The following is an 18,349-nucleotide window of genomic DNA, read 5'->3' as shown; positions in this document are numbered from 1 at the left end:
GAACGCGCCATGACCAGCCTTACCGACCGCAAGAACGCCGCCATTTCCCGTGGCGTCGGCATGACCACCCAGATCTATGCCGATCGCGCGGAAAACTCGGAAATCTGGGACAAGGAGGGCAATCGCTACATCGACTTCGCCTCCGGTATTGCCGTCGTCAACACGGGTCATCGTCACCCGAAGGTCATCGAAGCGGTCAAGGCGCAGATCGATCGCTTCACCCATACCTGCCATCAGGTCGTACCTTACGAATCCTACGTGCACCTCGCCGAGCGCCTGAACGCGCTGACGCCCGGCAACTTCGCCAAGAAGACGATCTTCGTGACCACCGGTGCCGAGGCTGTCGAAAACGCCGTAAAGATCGCCCGCGCTTCGACCGGGCGCCAGGCGGTCATCGCCTTTACCGGCGGGTTCCACGGCCGGACCTTCATGGGCATGGCGCTCACCGGCAAGGTCGTTCCCTACAAGGTCGGCTTCGGCGCGATGCCGGGCGACGTCTTCCACGCTCCCTTCCCGATCGAACTGCACGGAATCACCGTCGAACAGTCGCTAGCGGCGCTAAAGAAGCTCTTCGCCGCCGACGTCGATCCGGGCCGCGTGGCCGCCATCATCCTGGAGCCGGTACAGGGCGAAGGCGGATTCTACCCCGCTCCCACCGCCTTCCTGAAGGCACTGCGCGAGATCTGCGACCAGCACGGCATCCTGCTCATTGCCGACGAAGTGCAGACCGGCTTTGCGCGTACCGGCAAGATGTTCGCAATGGAACACCACGACGTCGCGCCTGATCTCATCACCATGGCAAAGAGCCTCGCCGGCGGCTTCCCGCTGGCCGCCGTCACCGGCCGCGCCGAGGTCATGGATGCGCCGGCACCCGGCGGCCTTGGTGGCACCTATGGTGGCAATCCGCTCGGCATCGCGGCTGCGCATGCGGTGCTTGACGTCATCGCCGAGGAGAAGCTGTGCGAACGGGCCGAGCAACTCGGCGGCCGCCTCAAGCAGCGCCTCGCCGCCATCCGCGAGCAGGCACCGGAGATCGCCGACATCCGTGGCCCCGGCTTCATGAACGCCGTCGAGTTCAACGACGTGAAGACCAACCTGCCGAGCGCCGACTTCGCCAACAAGGTGCGGCTGATCGCGTTGGAAAAGGGACTGATCCTCTTGACCTGCGGCGTGTACGGCAACGTCATTCGCTTCCTGGCGCCGATCACCATCCAGGACGAAGTCTTCGCCGAAGCACTCGACATTCTCGAAGCGTCGATCCTCGCGGCGCGTGGTTGACGCCCGACCGGGCGACCGCTAACGCGGTTGCCCGGTGCATAATTCCTTGGATCGGGATCGACTTAGGGACAAAATTATGCAGCAATTCAAAGGACTACAGCGGCGACCTTAGTGCGTCTTGAAAGACGCGCCGCGCTGTGGGTGCTGTGCGCCAATTCAGGCGCGCAAAGCTCGGGTGCCGGCGTCGATCGGCACTCGCAAGAACAAGCAAAAGCGGGCCTGCCGCCTCGCGGTGGGCCATCGCCGGAGGATGCCTGCCAATGACCTTGACTCCCGCCTTGACCAAGCACTTGCGCGCCGCCGAACTGTTCGCGCCGCTTCCCGCCATCGCGCATGCCGCCAAAGGCTGGACCGGCGCAACCTTCGACGTCTTCAACCCCTCTACCGGCGAGCTGCTGGCAAGGCTTCCGGACATGGGCATCGATGAGGCCCATGTGGCGATCGAGGCTGCCGCAAGGGCACAAATCCTCTGGGCGGCAAAACCAGCCAAGGACCGAAGCGCCGTGCTTCGGCGCTGGCATGACCTGATCGTCGAACACGCCGACGATCTCGCCGCCATCCTGACGGCCGAGATGGGCAAGCCGATCGCCGAATCGAAGGGCGAGGTGCTGCACGCAGCCGCCTATGCGGAATGGTATGCCGAAGAGGCGAAGCGCATCTATGGCGAGACCTTTCCGGCACCGGCAAACGACCGCCGCATGCTTGTCATCAAGCAGCCCGTCGGCGTCGTCGGCACCATCACGCCCTGGAACTTCCCGGCCTCGATGGTGGCACGGAAGATCTCGCCGGCCCTTGCCGCCGGCTGCACGATCGTCTTGAAGCCCGCCGAACAGACCCCCCTCGTTGCCGGCGCCATGTTCGTGCTTGCCGAAAAGGCCGGCTTCCCCGCGGGCGTCGTCAACCTTATCTATGCCTCGGAAGGTGCCGCGATCGGACGCGAACTCTGCAGCAATCCGAAGGTACGCAAGATCAGCTTCACCGGTTCGACCGAAGTCGGGCGGCTCTTGATGCGACAATGCTCCGACCAGATCAAGAAGGTCAGCCTGGAGCTCGGCGGCAACGCCCCCTTCATCGTCTTCGACGACGCCGACATCGACGAGGCGGTAGATGGCGCAATCCAGGCGAAGTTCCGCAATGCCGGCCAGACCTGCGTCTCGGCCAACCGCATCTATGTGCAATCGGGCGTGCATGACGCCTTTGCCGAGAAATTCGTCCGGCGCGTCGCCGAACTGAGCGTCGGCGACGGCTTCACCCCCGGCATTACCATCGGCCCGATGATCGACAAGCACGCGATCGAGAAGATCGAGGCCCACGTCGCCGACGCCGTTGCCAAAGGTGCCAAGGTGCGCGCCGGCGGCCATCGGATCGGCACGTCAGGCACCTTCTTCGAGCCGACCGTCCTCACCGGCATTTCAACCGACATGCGCGTTGCGCAGGAAGAGACCTTCGGTCCGATCGCCCCGATCATCCGCTTTGAAACGTCCGAGCAGGTGATCGCCGAGGCCAACGACACGATCTATGGTCTCGCAGCATACTTCTATGCCGAGAACCTGAAGCGGGTCTGGCATGTGGCCGAGGCACTGGAATACGGCATGGTCGGCATCAACACAGGCCGCATGTCCTCGGAGGCCGCCCCCTTCGGCGGCATCAAGCAATCGGGCATCGGCCGCGAAGGCTCACGCCACGGGCTCGAAGACTATCTTGAGATGAAATATCTCTGCATGGGCAATATCTGATCTACCCCGCAAATAGACGGGCAAGAGCTGAAGCACGAGATATTTACCTTGCAATTCTGGAATCAAACTCCATAAATGCAGGGATGATCGAGCGTCAGATAACCACCACGCTAATAGACCTCATCGACACCAACGCTGCGGTGGCACTTATTGGGCCGCGCCAGGTTGGGAAGACCACGCTTGCACTTGCGATCGCTAAGCAGCGTGCATCGATCTATCTTGATCTCGAATCCGAGGCAGATCGGGCCAAGCTCAGCGAACCAGAACTCTACCTTGAGCAACACATGGACAAGTTGGTCATCCTTGACGAAGTCCACCGGTTGCCGAACCTCTTTCAAAACTTGCGTGGTCTGATCGATCGCGGCCGAAGATCTGGCAGACGATCTGGACAGTATTTGCTGCTAGGCTCCGCATCAATCGATCTACTGAAGCAAACTGGCGAGACCCTCGCTGGCCGCATTGCCTATTTGGAAATGCACCCGATCGACGGCCTGGAAGTTCCGGAGACGGATATCAACGCACTTTGGGTGCGCGGGGGATTTCCTGACAGTTTCCTTGCCGCGAGCGACCGGGCCAGCCATCGCTGGAGGCAAGACTTCATCCGAACATACCTCGAGCGAGACATCCCGCAATTTGGTCCCCGCATCCCGGCCGAGACGCTTAGGCGCTTCTGGACGATGCTTGCGCATCATCAGTCGAGCCTCCTCAACGCTGCGGATTTTGCCCGCGCGTTGGGCGTCGACGGCAAGACCATTGCGAATTACCTCGACTTACTTGTGGATCTCCTATTGGTCAGACGGTTGGAACCCTGGCACTCCAATGTCGGTAAGCGCCTCGTCAAGTCACCCCGCATATACGTGCGCGACAGCGGGATTGCCCATACTCTTCTAGGACTGACAAACCAAGAACAGGTCCTTGGCCACCCCGTGGCGGGCGCCAGTTGGGAAGGCTTTGTCATAGAAACACTTTCTGGAGTCGTGCCCTACGGCACGCAAATGAACTTCTACCGTACGGCAGCAGGCGCCGAAATCGACCTCCTGATAACACCCGCGGGTCGGCGTCCGTGGGCAATCGAGATCAAACGCAGCCTCACCCCAAAACTCGAAAAGGGCTTCTACCTCGCTTGTGAGGCAATAGATCCCGAACGACGGCTTGTCATATATCCTGGCTCGGGAGTATTTCCACTAAGCCAGAACGTCGAGGCAATGCCGCTCGCTGCCGCTGGAAAGCTATTGCGTGATCTTGCTTGACTCTGTCTGAGCAAGCAGCGCCTTCCTGCGCCGAACATCAGAGCAGCCCGAAGTTCATCCAGCGATGATCTTGACTCTGCGCTTCTTCCTGCAAACCGGCAGGGCTTGGGCAGATTTTGCGCCCATCTCTCCGGCCGCCGATCCCGATTGCCTACCGGACCAACCAGCCGCCGTCGACGGGTAACACCGTTCCGGTGACATAGCGGGAGGCAGGCGCGGCAAAGAAGAGCACGGCCGTTGCCAGGTCGTCCGGTGTGCCCCAGCGCCCCATCGGAATTCGGGCGGAGATCTGGACGTTGCGGTCGGGGTCGTTGCGTAGCGCCTCGGTATTGTCGGTGGCCATGTAGCCCGGCGCTATCGCATTGACGGTAATTTCGTGCCGCGCCAACTCGTTGGCCATGGCCTTCGTGAGACCGGCAATTCCGTGCTTCGAGGCGGCATAGGCCGGCACGCGGATGCCGCCCTGGAAGGTCAGCATCGAGGCGACATTGACGATCCGGCCTTCCCGCCCGGTTTCCACCATGTGTCGCGCAACGGCCTGCGACAGCAGAAAAGCCGCCTTCAGGTTGACGTCGAGCACACTGTCCCAATCCTCCTCGCGATAATCGAGCAGGTCGGCGCGGCGGATGATGCCGGCATTGTTGACGAGGATGTCGATACCGCCGAGGGCGGCGACAATCTCGGAAATGGTTGCGGTCGCATCGAAGGGCTTGGAAAGGTCGACCGTCAGTTCGTGAAAGCGCACGCCCGCTTCGTGGACCAGCGCCGCCGTCTCGGGCATCGGCGAGGAACCGAGAGCGGCGATATCGGCGCCGGCGCGTGCCAGCGCGAGCGCCATGCCCTGGCCAAGGCCAGTTCGGGCGCCGGTAACGAGAGCGATCTTGCCGGTGAGATCAAACAGCGCGTTCAAGGCGAAGCCCCTTGTCGTTGAAGAAATGGATGGGCGCGGCGGCCAACGATAGCCTGACGTCGGCACCGGGGGCGAGATCGTGCTGCCCGGGAGCGACGACCAGCAGCTTCTGACCGGCGACATCGGCATGCAGCACGGTTTCGGAACCAAGCGCCTCGACGAGGCGTATCTTCGCTGGGATGCTGTTTTCGCCGGCATCAAGCGTGATGTGCTGAGGCCGAACGCCGAGGGTAACCGGCGCGCCGGTTGCGATCGCGGCCCCATCGATCGGCACCTGCAGTCGGTGGCCACCCTTCAGCGTCGCGACAGCCCTGCCGGAACCGGCTGCTTCGAGCGTACCTTCAAGGAAGTTCATGTGCGGCGAGCCGATGAAGCCGGCAACGAAACGGTTGGCAGGCCTGTTGTAGAGTTCGAGCGGCGTGCCGATCTGCTCGATGCGGCCGGCGCGCAAGACGACGATGCGATCGGCCAGCGTCATCGCCTCGACCTGATCATGCGTCACATAGATCATCGTCGCCGAGAGCCGCGCGTGCAGGGCCGCAAGCTCAGCGCGGGTGGAGCCGCGCAGCTCGGCGTCGAGGTTTGACAACGGCTCGTCGAGCAGGAAGGCGACCGGGCGCCGCACGATCGCGCGGCCGATTGCAACGCGCTGTCGCTGGCCGCCCGAGAGCTGGCCGGGACGGCGTTCGAGATAGGCTTCGATCTCCAGCATGCGCGCGGCTTCCGCGATGCGCTCGGCGATTTCCGCCTTTGGCATCCGGGTGTTTTCGAGGCCGAAGGCGAGGTTCTGGCGTACGCTCATATGCGGATAGAGCGCATAGGACTGGAACACCATGGCAAGGCCGCGGTCGGCGGCCGGTACGTCGTTGACGACCTTGCCATCGATCGAAAGTTGGCCACCGGTCGGCTTTTCCAGCCCGGCGATCATGCGCAGGAGCGTGGACTTGCCGCAGCCAGATGGGCCGACGAAGACCACGAACTCGCCGTCCTTGATCTCCAGGTTGATATCATGAAGCACGTCGACGGCGCCGAACGACTTGGTCACATTGGTAAGCTTGATGTGGCCCATGGTGCCCCCCTATTTCAGTCCGGTGCCGGCGATGCCGGTGGTGATGAAGCGTTGCAGGAAGATGAAGACGAGCACGACCGGGATCATGGTCACGACCGTCATGGCGAGGATGAAATGCCACTGCACGTTCAGCTCGCCGGAATAGATGCTCAAGCCGACCTGCAGCGTATAAAGCTCCTTGCGCGAGAGCACGATCAGCGGCCAGAGGAAGTCGTTCCAGCGCCAGACGACGGAGAAGATCGCCAGCACGGCGAGCGCCGGTGACGTCAGCGGCAGAATGATGCGCCAGTAGATCTGCCACTCCGACGCCTTGTCCATCCGTGCCGCGTCGATCAGTTCGTCTGGGATTGTCAGCATGTATTGCCGTAGGATGAAGACTCCGGTCGGTGTGGCGACCGTCGGCAGGATCACGCCCCAGAGATTGTTGAAGAGGCCGAGCGCCGAGACGATCGAATAGAGCGGCACCATGATCACCGAGAGCGGCACCATGAGGGTGGCGAGGATCAGCAGCATCGCGAAGGTGCGGCCGCGGAACTCGTATTTGCTGAGCGCGAAGGCGGCCATCGAGTTGACGACGAGGGTGATCAGCGTCGCCGTCACCGTCACGAAGACCGAGTTCCAGAGATAGCGGACGAAGTCGAAATGGGTGAAGGGCTCGCTATAGTTCGACGTCGCGAAGGACATGGTGCGCACCGGCGCCCGCTCGGCGATCTTGACCTTGACGATCTCGGTCGGCTTGTCGGGGGCCACCATCTGGCTGACAATGCCGATGCGACGGACTTCGGCGAGCACCTTCTTGCTGCCATCCGGCATCGTCACCTCGTAGAGGTCGAGCGGCTTGTCGTAGCCTTCGACCGTCGCCTTCTGCGTCACATAGGGCATGATCGAAGGCGGGAATTCGGCAAGGGCCGCCGGCGACTTGAAGGAAGAGCCCACGAGCCAGACGGCCGGACCGAACATGATGAAGAGACCGCCGATCAGCCAGACCCACGTGAAGATGTCGGTCCAGTGCCAGCCGTTGCGGCCGCGGCGGCGGAAGATGAATTCGGCGACACGGCTCATTTGCGGGCTCCCTTCTTCTCGCCCTTGCGGCCAAGTCCGAGCTGGACCAGCGTCAGCACCACCAGCACGGCACCCATCAGGATCGAGGCCGCTGCCGCAAGGCCTGGATTGCGCAACTGCGTCGCAAAGCCGGTCTCGTAGATGTATTGCGTGATGTAGAGGGTGCTCGTGCCCGGCCCGCCTCCGGTCAGCACATAGACCTCGTCGAAGATCTGCACGGCGCGGATCAGGACGAGCACGATGACGACGAGCAGGTTGGGCATCAGGAGCGGCAGGGTGATGCGCCAGAAGGCGCGCGCCGGACGGGTGCCGTCCATCTCGGCCGCCTCATAGAGATCCTTCGGGATCGCTTGCAGGCCGGCAAGCAGGATCAGCGTGTAGAAACCCATATGCGCCCAGATCGAAACGCCGATGGTCGCCGCGAAGGACCAATTGCGGTCGTTCAGCCAGGCGAAGGGCTCAAAGCCCAGGCCGTAGAGACCGAAGTTAAGCAGGCCCTGGCGCTGCAGGATCCACTTCCAGATCAAGCCGACGACGACGGGCGACAGCAACACGGGAAAGAAGAACACCGCCCGCCAGAAGCTGCGCGCCATCAGATCGCGATTGAGGATCAGGGCGGTCACCAGCGAAAACAGGATCATCAGGGTGACCTGCAGCACCACGAACCAGGCGGTGTTGCCGACGGCCGTCCAGAAGGTGTCTTCCGCGCAAGAGTTCGGGTCGGCGTAGTTCACGCAATCGAAGAGGCGCGCATATTGCTCGCCACCAACGAAGCTCCGGTCGGGCAGGAAAAGCGCCGTGCCGCCGGTCATGGAATAGGCGAAGTTGATAAAGAAGGGCAGCAGCACGAATATGCCGAAGATCAGCATGTTCGGCAGCAGGAAAAAGGTCGCCATACCGCCGATGCCGAACCGGCGCTGCACAAAGCGCAATGGCGCATCGATGGCGGCCATCGCCAGGCGAACGGGTACCATCGCCGTTTCCACCAGGCCGGATCCGCTTCGCTTTGGAACATCTGTCTTCATTCCTGGTTCCTCACCCACCGATCGCGCGCTACTACGTATGCAACTATCGCTGCCGGAATATGATAAATTTCGGTTTGCCGAAGGGCGGACTGTCGGGGCGTGTTGCTTGAGCGCTTACGCAAGACCGCGACGCCGCCCGCTGTGATACGCGAGGGGACCCGCCGGCACTGTGCTTCATGCCGGCGGATATCGGGTATCGATTGCTCCGGTCAGTTCCCGCTATCTTTCACCTTCGTGGCGATATCCGAGTCGATGCGGGCAAAGGCCTCGTCGACCGTCATCTCGCCGGCAGCCGCCTGGCTGACACGCGTGACCAGCGCGCCATAGACGGCGTCAGACCACAGCCAGCCGGGCAGCTTGCGCGCAACGTCGGAAAGCGACTTGCTCGCTTCGACGAAGGCATTGAGCGCGGCCTTCGCCTGGGCGTCGTCAGTCTTGAAGTCGAGCCCCTTGGCGAGAACACCCTTGTGTGCGGGCAGGAACAGGGTTCGCTCGGAAAACTCCTTCACGATCGGTTCGCTCGCAAGGTAGTCCATCACCTTGGCGACTTCCTTCGGGTTCTTGGTGTACTTGACCGCAACCAGACCGGCGCCGCCGGTCATGCCGGTGCAGTTCGCCGGGCCGCAGGGGCTACCGGTCGCGACCCAGTCGAAGTTGGTGCCGATCTTCGTCGAGAAATTCGGAACCTGCCAGGAGCCCGAATAATAATAGACCAACTGACCGTTGATGAAATCGTCGGCAGCCGCTCGATAGGTCGAGCCCGCGGCCGAAACCCAGACGTCCTTGCTCATCGTGCCGTCGGCAACCCAGCCGACAAAGGTCTTCAGGAAGTTCTTCGTGCCTTCGTCCAGCGGCGCCGGCTTGCCGTCAGTGCCGATATAGTTGCCGCCATAGGCGAGGTTCGGGCCGCTCAGGCGATGGCCAGAGCGGTCGAGCGCCATTGGGAAGGGAACCTGCTGGTTTTCGGCCACCTGCTTGGCCGCCTTCGCCCAATCGTCCCAGGTCGCGTCCTTGCCGGGGATCGCGACGCCGGCCTGTTCGAACAGCGTCTTGTTGGCAAAACCGCCAGCGATCGTGATCTGGGTCATGAAGCCGGAGATCTGGTTCGATCCGTCAGGGCGCATCCAGTCCGCCTGCTCGCCGAAATTCTCGTCCCAATAGGCGGGATCGGCGACCAGCGGCCTAAGGTCGAGCCAGTGCTGGCTCTGAGCCTTGAGGTTGGTGACGCGGGCAATATCCGGGCCGTTTCCAGCTTCGAGCTGTACCGGCAGTTGCTCCTTGACGACGCTGTAGGAGACGTTGTCGAGGATCACGTTGATCCCCGGGTTCTCCTTCATGAAGCGATCGAGCAGGTCCTTCAGCACCTCGCCCTCGACGCCATCGGAATACCACATGATGCGCACGTCGCCGGCCATCGCTGCTGTCGACGTCAGAAGCCCGACGGCGAGCGCCGCGAACATCGTTTTGGTCTTCTTCATTGTCCTTCTCCTCCACATATCCATAGACGAGCGTCCTCCCGCTCGTTTTGGGATGGCGCCGGCTTCTCCCGGCCGGCGCAATTCCTGGGTACCTTTACCGGGCGGCGAGCATGGTCGCCTCGCCGGCAACGGTGAAATCCTTGGCCGCAATCGTGCGCCCTTCCGCTTCCGTCGAACCGTCGTGGCGGAACACGACGCGGCCATAGTCGGGATCGTTGACGACGAAGGCGCCGTCGGCGGTTTCCTCGACCGCAAGAGCTGCAAATCTGGCTTCCACGCCGGCGAGATCGGTGACCTCGCAGACCCGAACAATCCAGCGCGTTTTGTGTCCGGCCTGGCGCAGCTCCGCGTTTGCCGACGGACCGTCGGTCACTGGGCCCAGCTCACTTGCGCCAATCAGGACAACGGCGCCGCGGCCGCTGCGCGCCAACGCGAGCCTGCCCTCGACCTTGCTTTCATCGAACTCGGTGACCGGGAACCACGCATGGGTGAAATCCGGCTGTTCGCTGACGGTCGCAAACTCGAGTACGGCCAGCCCCCTGTACTGGTGGGCACGAGGGAGGGTGCCGCAACCACCCCAATAGGATGGCCGGCCGTACCCGAACTGAATGGTTTCGCCCGGATGATTGATCCAGATCGCCGCCTCGGGACGCTGGCCAAGGCGCAGATGCAGCACCGTTTCCTGGTAGCCCCACTCGTTCCAGCGATAATGCGCAGCCGAGCCCATGGCGAAGTGGCGGCCCTTGTAGTGGTAAAGCGCGGCAAAGCGGTTTTCGCCCTGGGCGAAACGCCACTCCTGGTGAAGGGCCTCGTCCTGGTGGCAGGCGACAGCCGCCAGTGTTTCCGGCACGACAAGACCGTGATCGCGCAGGCAGACGGCAAGCTGCGGCAGCGCGTGCACGCGTCGGCCGTACCAGCCCTTGCCCCAGAGCAGGCGGGCGACGCCCGAAAGTTCAAGCGAACGGCCGGCGCAGAGCGTGTGCTCGTAGGAACGACCTTGGGCTGCCGTTACCATGCCATGATGAGCCGAGCGGGCGATGATCTCGCAGAGACGGACAATGCCTTTCTTGGCGCGCTCGGCGATATCGGCATCCGGCGAGAGTGCGGCCAGCGCCGTCAGGCCCTTGAGATCGATCGGGAAATAGGGCGCGGAGTTGAACTCCGCCATTTCCCAGGCCTCGAAGTGATCGAGCCAGGCACGGACGCGGGCAGCACCGACGGCGCTCTGCTCGCTTCCCTTGCGGCCCGAGCGTCGGAAGGTCGCCTCGGGGAAGAGGTGGCCGGCAAGATAGGCCGAGGTGTGGAACAGTAGCGCGTGGTTTTCGGAGAAGTACCACTGCACGTCGTTGCCCGGTTCGTCCATCCAGTAACGGAAATTCAAGATCGCCTGATCGATGCGGCCGCGGGTCGTCTCTCCAATGTCGCCGCCCCAGGTGGTGCGCGACCAGATGAGCGGCACAAGCGAGAAGTCTGCGCAGTCATGGCAATCCTCGATCGAGGGCAAAATCTCCTCGATCATCGCATCCGTGTCGGCACCGCCGCGGCCGCTGGCGAGCCGCGCAAAGGCGCGGACCGTGTCACGTTCCGAGAAATCGGAAATCTCATCGAGCGTCTCGGTGATGCGGGCGGCGAGCGTTTCGGGAGATTTGCCCTGGCGGCCGGCATGGCAGATCTCGACACCGAGCGAGCGCGAGGCGACGAAACCGTCGGCATTGAGCGTGATGCGGAAATGGCGGAAATCCGCCGGGGTCTCCTCAGATGGGGCGATCGTCAACTTCTTGTCGCCGGCCTTCATCACGAAGTCGTGGTCGAAGCGTTCGGTCGACATGAAGTCGCCTTCGACCGCCACATTGACCTTCACGTCGAGCGGCAGGGCGGCGGCGAAAAGAAGCGTGATGTCGCCCTCGAAATAGGCGGTACGGTCAAAATGCATGCCGTCCAGTACAGCTTCGATGTCGGCCGCCGCTTCGCTCGGGCATGGGACAGGAAGCGCCACGCGCGCCACCGGGCCTGAAAGATAATCGAACTGGAAGACGTAGCGCGCGTCGCGTTCGGCGAGATCGTCGAAGAAGATCGTGACCTCGTTGAGACCGGCGTTGAGCGGCAGCTCGAATTCAGCCTTGGCCTCGAGATTGCGGCTATAGGGCGCCATCCAGCCGATTTCGGTGCCGTTCAGGAAAAGCACCGCGCCGCCGCAGGTGCCGAGGCGGATCGTGGCGGTGCCCGCCGTTTCTGCCTCGATCGAGGTGCGGGCCCAGGTCGCAAGTCGTGTCGGCCTGAACCAGAAACCGGAAAGATCGAGCCGCGGTGAGCCGAAGGGCAGCCACCAGCGCGTGGCTTCGAACGAGCCGCGAACCTCCGGCCGCTTGCCGCGATACTTTTCGGCAAAGATCGTGCGGCAAGGATATTCGTGCGGAATGAAGTTCTTGTGTTTGGTCAGGAAGAAGAAGGGGTCCATTTCGCCCTTCATCGGCTGATCCGGCACGTCGAAGCGTTCCTCTGCGATCGCGCCAAGCTGCCAGTAGCCGATGGCCTGCCCCGGAACGAGGCTCTTCTTCAAATGGAAAATCGTATCGCTCATTTCAGCTCAGCCAAGGCTACGGGGGTAACGTCGTTATATTCCTGGTTTTCGCCGGTCATGCCCCAGACGAAGGCATAGGGGCCGGTGCCGGCGCCCATATGGATAGACCAGGCCGGTGACAGCACCGCGTCACCGTCGGCGACAATCAGGTGCCGCGTTTCGTCAGGCTCTCCCATCACGTGGACGATCCGGTCCTCGGGGGCCATGTCGAAGTAGCAGTAAGCTTCCATCCGTCGCTCGTGCACATGCGGCGGCATGGTGTTCCAGGCGCTGCCTTCGGCCAGATCGGTAATGCCCATCAGAAGCAGGCAGGAAGGCATGACCTCCGGATGGATGTACATGACGAGGCGGCGCTTGTTCGAGCGCTTGACGTCGCCAAGCTCCAGCGCCTTTGCTTCCGCCCTCTTGATCAGCCGGTGCGGCAGATCGGCGCCGGCGGGCACGCAGTTCATGTAGAAGCGTGCCGGTCTATCGGCGATTTCGCTCGAAACGACGATCTCCTTCGCGCCGCGCCCGATATAGAGCACGTCGCGGTTTTCGAGCACGAAGCTCTTGCCGTCGACGGTAATCGTGCCCGTGCCGCCGAGATTGGCAATGCCCATCTCGCGGGCCGAAAGCAGATAGGGCGTGCCGATATCGGTGCCGGCGCCGAAGGAAACGCTCTTCGTCTTCGGCATCGCGCCGCCGAGGATCAGCCGGTCGACATGGGTATAAGTGAAGTTCACGGTATCCGCGGCAAAAAGGTCGCTGATCAGGAACTCGCGCCGAAGCCGCGCCGTGTCGTAAGTCTTGATGTCTTCGGGATTGGCCCCGTAGAGAACCTTCATCGTCATGCTGCCTGTCCTTCCGCGCCGACGTGCTGCAAGGCCTCGGAGAGGCACAGTATTGCCAGTGCCTGGCCATAGCCGGTCGGCTGAATTGGGATGTCCTTGTAGAATTGCAGGTCGTGGCCCATGCGCGTTCCATAGGAGACGTTGAGCACAGTGCCGCTTTCATCGATGTTGTGCATCACCGCCTCGAGCGCACGCAGGCCGGCGGCTCTCCAGGCAGGCGTGCCGTAGCCGAGGCGATAGCCCTTGAGCAGGCCGTAGCCGATGCCGGCCGTCGCGGAGATCTCTTCATAAGATGAGGCGTCGTCGAGCAGTGTACGCCACGCCCCGGATGTCGCCTGCAGCGGCAGCAGCGCCTCGACTTGAGTGACGAGCACCCCGCGCAGGTACTCCTTGACCGGTGCGGCGATCTCCGCGAGGTCGAAGAGGTCGAGCATGCCGGCGGTGATCCAGGCGTTGCCGCGGGCCCAGCGGGCGCGGGCGAAATTGTGCCGCCCGTCGAAGGTCCAGCCGTGGAACCAGAGGCCCGACTGGGTATCGGCGAGATAGCGGGCATGGACAAGGAACTGCCGTGACGCCTCGTCGACGAGTTCACGCCGGCCGCTTGCCTGGCCATAGGAAGCGAGGAAGAGGGCGACCATGTAAAGCGTGTCGTCCCAGAGCTCGTTGTCATTGACCTTGTCGGAGACGTGATGCTCGAAACCACCTTCGGGCGTCCGGCCCATTTCGTTCATGACGCGGTTCGCCCACTCGTCGAGTAGCGGCTTCCAGCGCGGGTTTCCAGTTTTGGCCCAGAGCACAGAAAGGCCGAGCATGGGTGCGGTGGTATTGACATTGAGCTCGGGAAGGCCGGCGGCAAGGCGCCCTTCGTACCAGCCCTCGATGAGCTCACGGATGTCGTCGCGGCCGGTAAACAGCCAGAGCTTGATCAGGCCGTAAAGGCCGACGCCCTGCGGCCACTCCCAACTGTCGAAACTGATGTAGTCGCCTGCCGTCCCATCGAGGTTCGGCTCGTCGAAGCGGCCATCATGCTTGAGACCGGTCATGCCGCCGACAAGACGATCGAGACCCATGCGAATATCGCGGGCGTTGAGGCCCATGGCACTCCTCCTCCTTAAGCCGCTCTTCCCTCGGCTTTCTTGGAGAGATAAAGGCATGACGTTTTTTTCTTGCGCAACATGAAAATTTTTCTCATTATTGCGACTATGGAGGATCGCATGGTTGCAAAACCGTTGCCGGGCAAGCGTGGCAAGAAAAGCAAGAAGGTTCGGCTAGAGGATATCGCCGAAGCCTGTGGTGTTTCCTTGAGCACCGCTTCCCGGGCGCTTGCCGGGGAAAAGGGCGTGCGCGCGGAAATCCGCCAGCGGGTGCTGGAGGCGGCGAAGAACGCGAACTACATGATCCCGACGGCGGTCGCCGGACAGAAGGTCATCGTCGCCGCATCGAGCGCCGCGATGATCGATTATGTCCGCAACCAGTTCACCCACTACGTACTTGAGGGGTTGAAGGAGCGAGCCCACACGCTCGACCTAGAAATCGTCACCCGGCCTATCGCGAACCAGAGCGAAGAACTGGCGGTTCTCGCCGAGGCAGAGGAGGATGAACAGGTCGCAGGCCTTCTGTTTCTCACGATCGACGACGAGGGAATGCTTGCCGCCACCCGCGGTTTCGACAAGCCGGTCGTGCTCTTGAACAGCGACGACCCTTATATGCGGCTATCGAGCGTCACCCCCTGCAATCGCTCGAGCGCGCGGCTTGCGACCGACCATCTGATCGAGCTTGGGCACGAGCGCATCCTGTTCCTGATGCGGCCGGGACGGCGTACGATTGAGCGGCGCTACGAAGGCTGGCGCGATGGACTGCTGGCAAAGGGCTTGCCTGTCGATGACGACATGCTCGTCACCGTCGAAGACTGGCTACCGGAACTGGCAATGCAAGCGATCATGCAGCGGATCGGCGACCGGGGCCTGGATTTCACCGCGGTGCTCGCCGCCGGCGACAGCCTGGCCGTCGGCGCCATGCTTGGCATTCAGCAGAAGGGCTTTTCGGTTCCCGGCGACGTCTCCGTCATGGGCATGGACGACCTGCCACAGGCGGCGTTCCTCAACCCACCGCTGACGACGATGCATATCCCGATGCGCGAGATCGGCTCGGTCGCGCTCGATCTTTTGCGCGACACACTCTCTGGCATTCCGGCACCGCCGCGGCGGGTGGAGCTTGCCTGTCATCTAGTCGAGCGCTCCTCCACCGGCACGGCTCGATGTATTGGTCGAGCCTGCCGGGACTCAACTGCCTAAGATCTTCGTGCGTCTTTGCAATCTGGGCGCCCGCTCGATCCATGGGCACACCTCACATTCGTCTCGCGAACGGGAGGACGGTCTTAGTTGCCAACGCCACCCTTCACCATTTCGCGCAACTCATCTTCACCTCTGACGCCGGTTCGAAAGAGCTCGATGAGAGTTCGAGCAAGTATGTCCGCTTCGTCACTGTCGCTTGCTATCTGTCTCGCTTCCAATTCACGATCCAATATTCGTTGGAGTGTGTCGAGATCATCGGACGAGAGTGGAAGGGAATAGAAGCCGGTGCTGGGGCACATAATGCTACCTCCCTTTGGTCAATCGAGTTGCGCGATGCGTACGGCGACCCCGTTTCGCTCTTGCGTTGTTTGATGGGGAAATCAACGCTTTGTCCTCTAGCAGCCCCGCGCGGCGGGCCGCCCTCACAAATACGCGCCTTGCTTCGTGCGGCTGCCTCCAGCCATCCAGGACGTCGCGGCAGACCCGATAGGCTGCGCGATAGGTTCGCCCCCGCGCGCCTTCGGGCCACTGGTCGCGAAGACACTCCAGTGCTTCCCAGGAATTGGCGACAACCCGCTCGCCGGTTGAGCTCAGACGCAGTCTCACTGGAACGGGAAACTGAATATCGCTCATCGTCTACTTGGCCCCAAAGGTTACATCGTTTTGCTATTTCCGGTTTGCGCACTCGCACCGACCTCGCAACCGGCGACGATTGCCTCCGCATCTGGTGCGAGAAGGTTGGCCCGCTGCGCGAAGGCGACAAATGTTCCGCGAGCGGTCTCGACATCGATTTCGCCTGCAAGTGCTGCCTTGCAAGCATTGAGCGCTACGGCGTGCTTCGCATTTCGCTTCGATGGCGGCCACTCGTGCAGCCAGGCATAGGCCTCTCTCACGCTGCGGATCTCAGCCGGAAATCCGAGCCCGACGAGGATCGTGACCGGGTGTCGAAAGCAATCGTGTGTCATCGTTCTTCTCCACGCGACATTGACTTTTAACGTCGTGCGTTGGCCGACCTCCTACCGGGTCGCCAGCAAGTGTTTCGACCCGGCGTGAGACAGATCGAGCGCCGCCGTGCCACTGGTTTGCCGGCCACATCCTAGCCCCGATCGCCGCACCAAAGATTCGGGCGCAACGCATCTCGCAACGGTGCTAATCGACTGGCCGCGCCCGTCGGGCGCGGACCTATCGCTTCTGTCAGAAGTCCATGCCTCCAGGTGGCATCGGTGGAACCGGCGCTTCCTTCTTCGGCTTCTCGGCAACCATTGCCTCGGTGGTGATCAATAGGCCAGCCACAGAGGCAGCGTCCTGCAGCGCGGTGCGAACGACCTTCACGGGATCGATCACACCCTGATCGTAAAGGTCACCGAACGCGTTCGTTTGAGCGTTCCAGCCATAGCCAAAGTCGCTCTTCTCGCGCAACTTGCCGACAATGATCGAGCCTTCGGCTCCCGCATTCTCGGCGATCTGGCGCACGGGCGCCTCGATCGCACGGCGAACGAGATCGACGCCGTGCCTCTGGTCGGAATTCTCGGCCTGGATGTTGTCAAGTGCTTTGACGGCTCTCAGCAAAGCAACACCTCCGCCCGGCAGCACGCCCTCCTCGACGGCCGCCCGCGTGGCATGCATGGCGTCGTCGACGCGATCCTTGCGTTCCTTCACTTCGACCTCGGTCGAGCCGCCGACGCGGATGACGGCAACGCCGCCAGCAAGCTTGGCCAGCCGCTCCTGCAGCTTCTCTCGATCGTAGTCCGATGTCGTTTCCCCTATCTGCGCCTTGATCTGCGCAACGCGGCCCTGAATCTCTGTCTTCGAGCCGGCTCCGTCTACGATCGTCGTGTTTTCCTTCTCCACAACAACCTTCTTCGCACGGCCAAGCATATCGAGCGTTACGTTCTCAAGCTTGACGCCGAGGTCTTCGGATATTGCCGTGCCGCCCGTCAGGATGGCAATGTCTTCGAGCATGGCCTTGCGGCGATCGCCGAAGCCTGGAGCCTTGACAGCAGCGATTTTCAGTCCGCCACGCAGCTTGTTGACGACGAGCGTTGCGAGCGCTTCTCCTTCGACGTCCTCCGCGATAATCAGCAGCGGCTTGCCTGATTGAACGACCGCTTCGAGGATCGGCAGCAATGCCTGCAGATTCGCGAGCTTCTTCTCATGGATGAGAATGTAGGGTTCCTCGAGCTCAACCCGCATCTTGTCCGGGTTGGTGATAAAATACGGCGACAGGTAACCGCGGTCGAATTGCATACCTTCCACGACCTCCAGCTCCGTCACCGCGGTCTTGGCTTCCTCGACAGTGATCACCCCTTCGTTGCCGACCCTTTCCATCGCTTCCGCGAGGAAGCGGCCAATCTCTGTGTCGCCATTGGCCGAGATGGTACCGACCTGGGCGATCTCGTCATTCCTGGTGACTTTGCGGGCGTTCCGCCGCAGTTCCTCGACCACAGCTTCGACTGCTTTGTCGATACCACGCTTGAGGTCCATCGGGTTCATGCCCGACGCCACGGCCTTCGCCCCTTCCTTGACGATCGCCTGCGCGAGGACCGTCGCGGTGGTGGTGCCGTCACCGGCGATGTCGCTGGTTTTCGACGCCACTTCGCGCACCATCTGGGCGCCCATGTTCTCGAACTTGTCTTCAAGCTCGATCTCCTTGGCGACAGTGACGCCGTCCTTGGTGATCCGGGGGGCGCCATACGACTTGTCGATGACGACGTTGCGGCCTTTGGGACCGAGCGTGACCTTGACGGCGTTGGCGAGAATATCGACGCCGCGCAGCAATTTTTCACGAGCATCCGTATGGAATTTCACTTCCTTGGCAGCCATTTTTCTTCTC

15 protein-coding genes are annotated in these 18,349 nt (G+C 62.2%); 4 read left to right on the top strand and 11 right to left on the bottom strand.

What is annotated here, in order from left to right:
• Positions 1-9: 9 nt before the first annotated feature.
• From AC1Z3V_RS11980 to AC1Z3V_RS11970, 3 genes are all read left to right on the top strand, one after another.
• Positions 10-1,278 (top strand): 4-aminobutyrate--2-oxoglutarate transaminase, encoded by a 1,269-nt coding sequence (locus AC1Z3V_RS11980; RefSeq protein ID WP_483499121.1) that lies wholly within the window; start codon positions 10-12, stop codon positions 1,276-1,278.
• A 260-nt stretch (positions 1,279-1,538) separates the two neighbouring features.
• Positions 1,539-3,014, top strand: coding sequence for an NAD-dependent succinate-semialdehyde dehydrogenase (locus tag AC1Z3V_RS11975; protein WP_483499120.1), 1,476 nt, complete (start codon positions 1,539-1,541; stop codon positions 3,012-3,014).
• A gap of 83 nt (positions 3,015-3,097) precedes the next feature.
• Positions 3,098-4,264, top strand: a complete 1,167-nt coding sequence (locus tag AC1Z3V_RS11970) for an ATP-binding protein (RefSeq protein WP_429811521.1) — start codon at positions 3,098-3,100, stop codon at positions 4,262-4,264.
• A 151-nt stretch (positions 4,265-4,415) separates the two neighbouring features.
• Here AC1Z3V_RS11970 and kduD read toward each other — a convergent pair whose 3' ends face one another.
• The 8 genes from kduD to bglB all read right to left on the bottom strand — a co-directional run bounded on the left by kduD (position 4,416) and on the right by bglB (position 14,319).
• The gene (kduD, locus tag AC1Z3V_RS11965; protein ID WP_483499119.1) at positions 4,416-5,174 is read right to left on the bottom strand and encodes a 2-dehydro-3-deoxy-D-gluconate 5-dehydrogenase KduD; all 759 of its coding nucleotides are present in this window, start codon (positions 5,172-5,174) and stop codon (positions 4,416-4,418) included.
• A complete protein-coding gene (locus AC1Z3V_RS11960; RefSeq protein WP_483499117.1) occupies positions 5,158-6,243 on the bottom strand; it encodes an ABC transporter ATP-binding protein in 1,086 nt (361 codons plus the stop codon). Before AC1Z3V_RS11960 ends, kduD begins: the two co-directional genes overlap by 17 nt.
• A 9-nt stretch (positions 6,244-6,252) precedes the next feature.
• Positions 6,253-7,305 (bottom strand): carbohydrate ABC transporter permease, encoded by a 1,053-nt coding sequence (locus tag AC1Z3V_RS11955; protein ID WP_483499116.1) that lies wholly within the window; start codon positions 7,303-7,305, stop codon positions 6,253-6,255.
• On the bottom strand, positions 7,302-8,330 hold the full coding sequence (locus AC1Z3V_RS11950; RefSeq protein WP_483499115.1) for a carbohydrate ABC transporter permease: 1,029 nt from the start codon (positions 8,328-8,330) through the stop codon (positions 7,302-7,304). Before AC1Z3V_RS11950 ends, AC1Z3V_RS11955 begins: the two co-directional genes overlap by 4 nt.
• 209 nt (positions 8,331-8,539) lie before the next feature.
• On the bottom strand, positions 8,540-9,808 hold the full coding sequence (locus tag AC1Z3V_RS11945) for an ABC transporter substrate-binding protein (protein WP_483499113.1): 1,269 nt from the start codon (positions 9,806-9,808) through the stop codon (positions 8,540-8,542).
• A gap of 94 nt (positions 9,809-9,902) precedes the next feature.
• Positions 9,903-12,389 carry a hypothetical protein gene (locus AC1Z3V_RS11940; RefSeq protein ID WP_483499111.1) on the bottom strand — a complete coding sequence of 829 codons (2,487 nt, stop codon included), beginning with the start codon at positions 12,387-12,389 and terminating at the stop codon, positions 9,903-9,905.
• Positions 12,386-13,222: a 5-dehydro-4-deoxy-D-glucuronate isomerase gene (kduI, locus tag AC1Z3V_RS11935; protein ID WP_483499109.1), complete on the bottom strand. Its 837-nt coding sequence runs from the start codon at positions 13,220-13,222 to the stop codon at positions 12,386-12,388. Before kduI ends, AC1Z3V_RS11940 begins: the two co-directional genes overlap by 4 nt.
• Entirely contained in the window at positions 13,219-14,319 is a 1,101-nt protein-coding gene (bglB, locus tag AC1Z3V_RS11930) for a beta-galactosidase BglB (RefSeq protein ID WP_483499107.1), read from the bottom strand. Before bglB ends, kduI begins: the two co-directional genes overlap by 4 nt.
• 117 nt (positions 14,320-14,436) lie before the next feature.
• Here bglB and AC1Z3V_RS11925 point away from each other — a divergent pair, with 117 nt between their 5' ends.
• A complete protein-coding gene (locus tag AC1Z3V_RS11925) occupies positions 14,437-15,516 on the top strand; it encodes a LacI family DNA-binding transcriptional regulator (RefSeq protein WP_483499106.1) in 1,080 nt (359 codons plus the stop codon).
• A 303-nt stretch (positions 15,517-15,819) separates the two neighbouring features.
• On the opposite strand, the gene AC1Z3V_RS11920 is transcribed toward AC1Z3V_RS11925, so the two are convergent.
• From AC1Z3V_RS11920 to groL, 3 genes are all read right to left on the bottom strand, one after another.
• Positions 15,820-16,149 (bottom strand): DUF982 domain-containing protein, encoded by a 330-nt coding sequence (locus AC1Z3V_RS11920; protein ID WP_483499104.1) that lies wholly within the window; start codon positions 16,147-16,149, stop codon positions 15,820-15,822.
• Between the two features lie 20 nt (positions 16,150-16,169).
• Complete coding sequence (locus AC1Z3V_RS11915; protein WP_483499103.1) at positions 16,170-16,481, bottom strand: DUF982 domain-containing protein; 312 nt, start codon at positions 16,479-16,481, stop codon at positions 16,170-16,172.
• 229 nt (positions 16,482-16,710) lie between these two features.
• The gene (gene groL, locus AC1Z3V_RS11910; protein ID WP_429811499.1) at positions 16,711-18,339 is read right to left on the bottom strand and encodes a chaperonin GroEL; all 1,629 of its coding nucleotides are present in this window, start codon (positions 18,337-18,339) and stop codon (positions 16,711-16,713) included.
• Between the last annotated feature and the right edge of the window lie 10 nt (positions 18,340-18,349).

It is taken from the genome of Ensifer sp. 38_S197 (assembly GCF_056924495.1).
This window is presented reverse-complemented; position numbering and strand designations above follow the sequence as displayed.

Excerpts from the sequence above, each read along its gene's own strand:
- AC1Z3V_RS11945 (WP_483499113.1), bottom strand. The coding sequence starts at position 9,808 with ATGAAGAAGACCAAAACGATGTTCGCGGCGCTCGCCGTCGGGCTTCTG.
- AC1Z3V_RS11955 (WP_483499116.1), bottom strand. The coding sequence starts at position 7,305 with ATGAGCCGTGTCGCCGAATTCATCTTCCGCCGCCGCGGCCGCAACGGC.
- AC1Z3V_RS11970 (WP_429811521.1), top strand. The coding sequence starts at position 3,098 with ATGATCGAGCGTCAGATAACCACCACGCTAATAGACCTCATCGACACC.
- AC1Z3V_RS11920 (WP_483499104.1), bottom strand. The coding sequence starts at position 16,149 with ATGAGCGATATTCAGTTTCCCGTTCCAGTGAGACTGCGTCTGAGCTCA.
- AC1Z3V_RS11925 (WP_483499106.1), top strand. The coding sequence starts at position 14,437 with ATGGTTGCAAAACCGTTGCCGGGCAAGCGTGGCAAGAAAAGCAAGAAG.
- AC1Z3V_RS11980 (WP_483499121.1), top strand. The coding sequence starts at position 10 with ATGACCAGCCTTACCGACCGCAAGAACGCCGCCATTTCCCGTGGCGTC.
- AC1Z3V_RS11940 (WP_483499111.1), bottom strand. The coding sequence starts at position 12,389 with ATGAGCGATACGATTTTCCATTTGAAGAAGAGCCTCGTTCCGGGGCAG.
- AC1Z3V_RS11950 (WP_483499115.1), bottom strand. The coding sequence starts at position 8,330 with ATGAAGACAGATGTTCCAAAGCGAAGCGGATCCGGCCTGGTGGAAACG.
- AC1Z3V_RS11975 (WP_483499120.1), top strand. The coding sequence starts at position 1,539 with ATGACCTTGACTCCCGCCTTGACCAAGCACTTGCGCGCCGCCGAACTG.
- bglB (WP_483499107.1), bottom strand. The coding sequence starts at position 14,319 with ATGGGCCTCAACGCCCGCGATATTCGCATGGGTCTCGATCGTCTTGTC.
- AC1Z3V_RS11915 (WP_483499103.1), bottom strand. The coding sequence starts at position 16,481 with ATGACACACGATTGCTTTCGACACCCGGTCACGATCCTCGTCGGGCTC.
- groL (WP_429811499.1), bottom strand. The coding sequence starts at position 18,339 with ATGGCTGCCAAGGAAGTGAAATTCCATACGGATGCTCGTGAAAAATTG.
- kduI (WP_483499109.1), bottom strand. The coding sequence starts at position 13,222 with ATGACGATGAAGGTTCTCTACGGGGCCAATCCCGAAGACATCAAGACT.
- AC1Z3V_RS11960 (WP_483499117.1), bottom strand. The coding sequence starts at position 6,243 with ATGGGCCACATCAAGCTTACCAATGTGACCAAGTCGTTCGGCGCCGTC.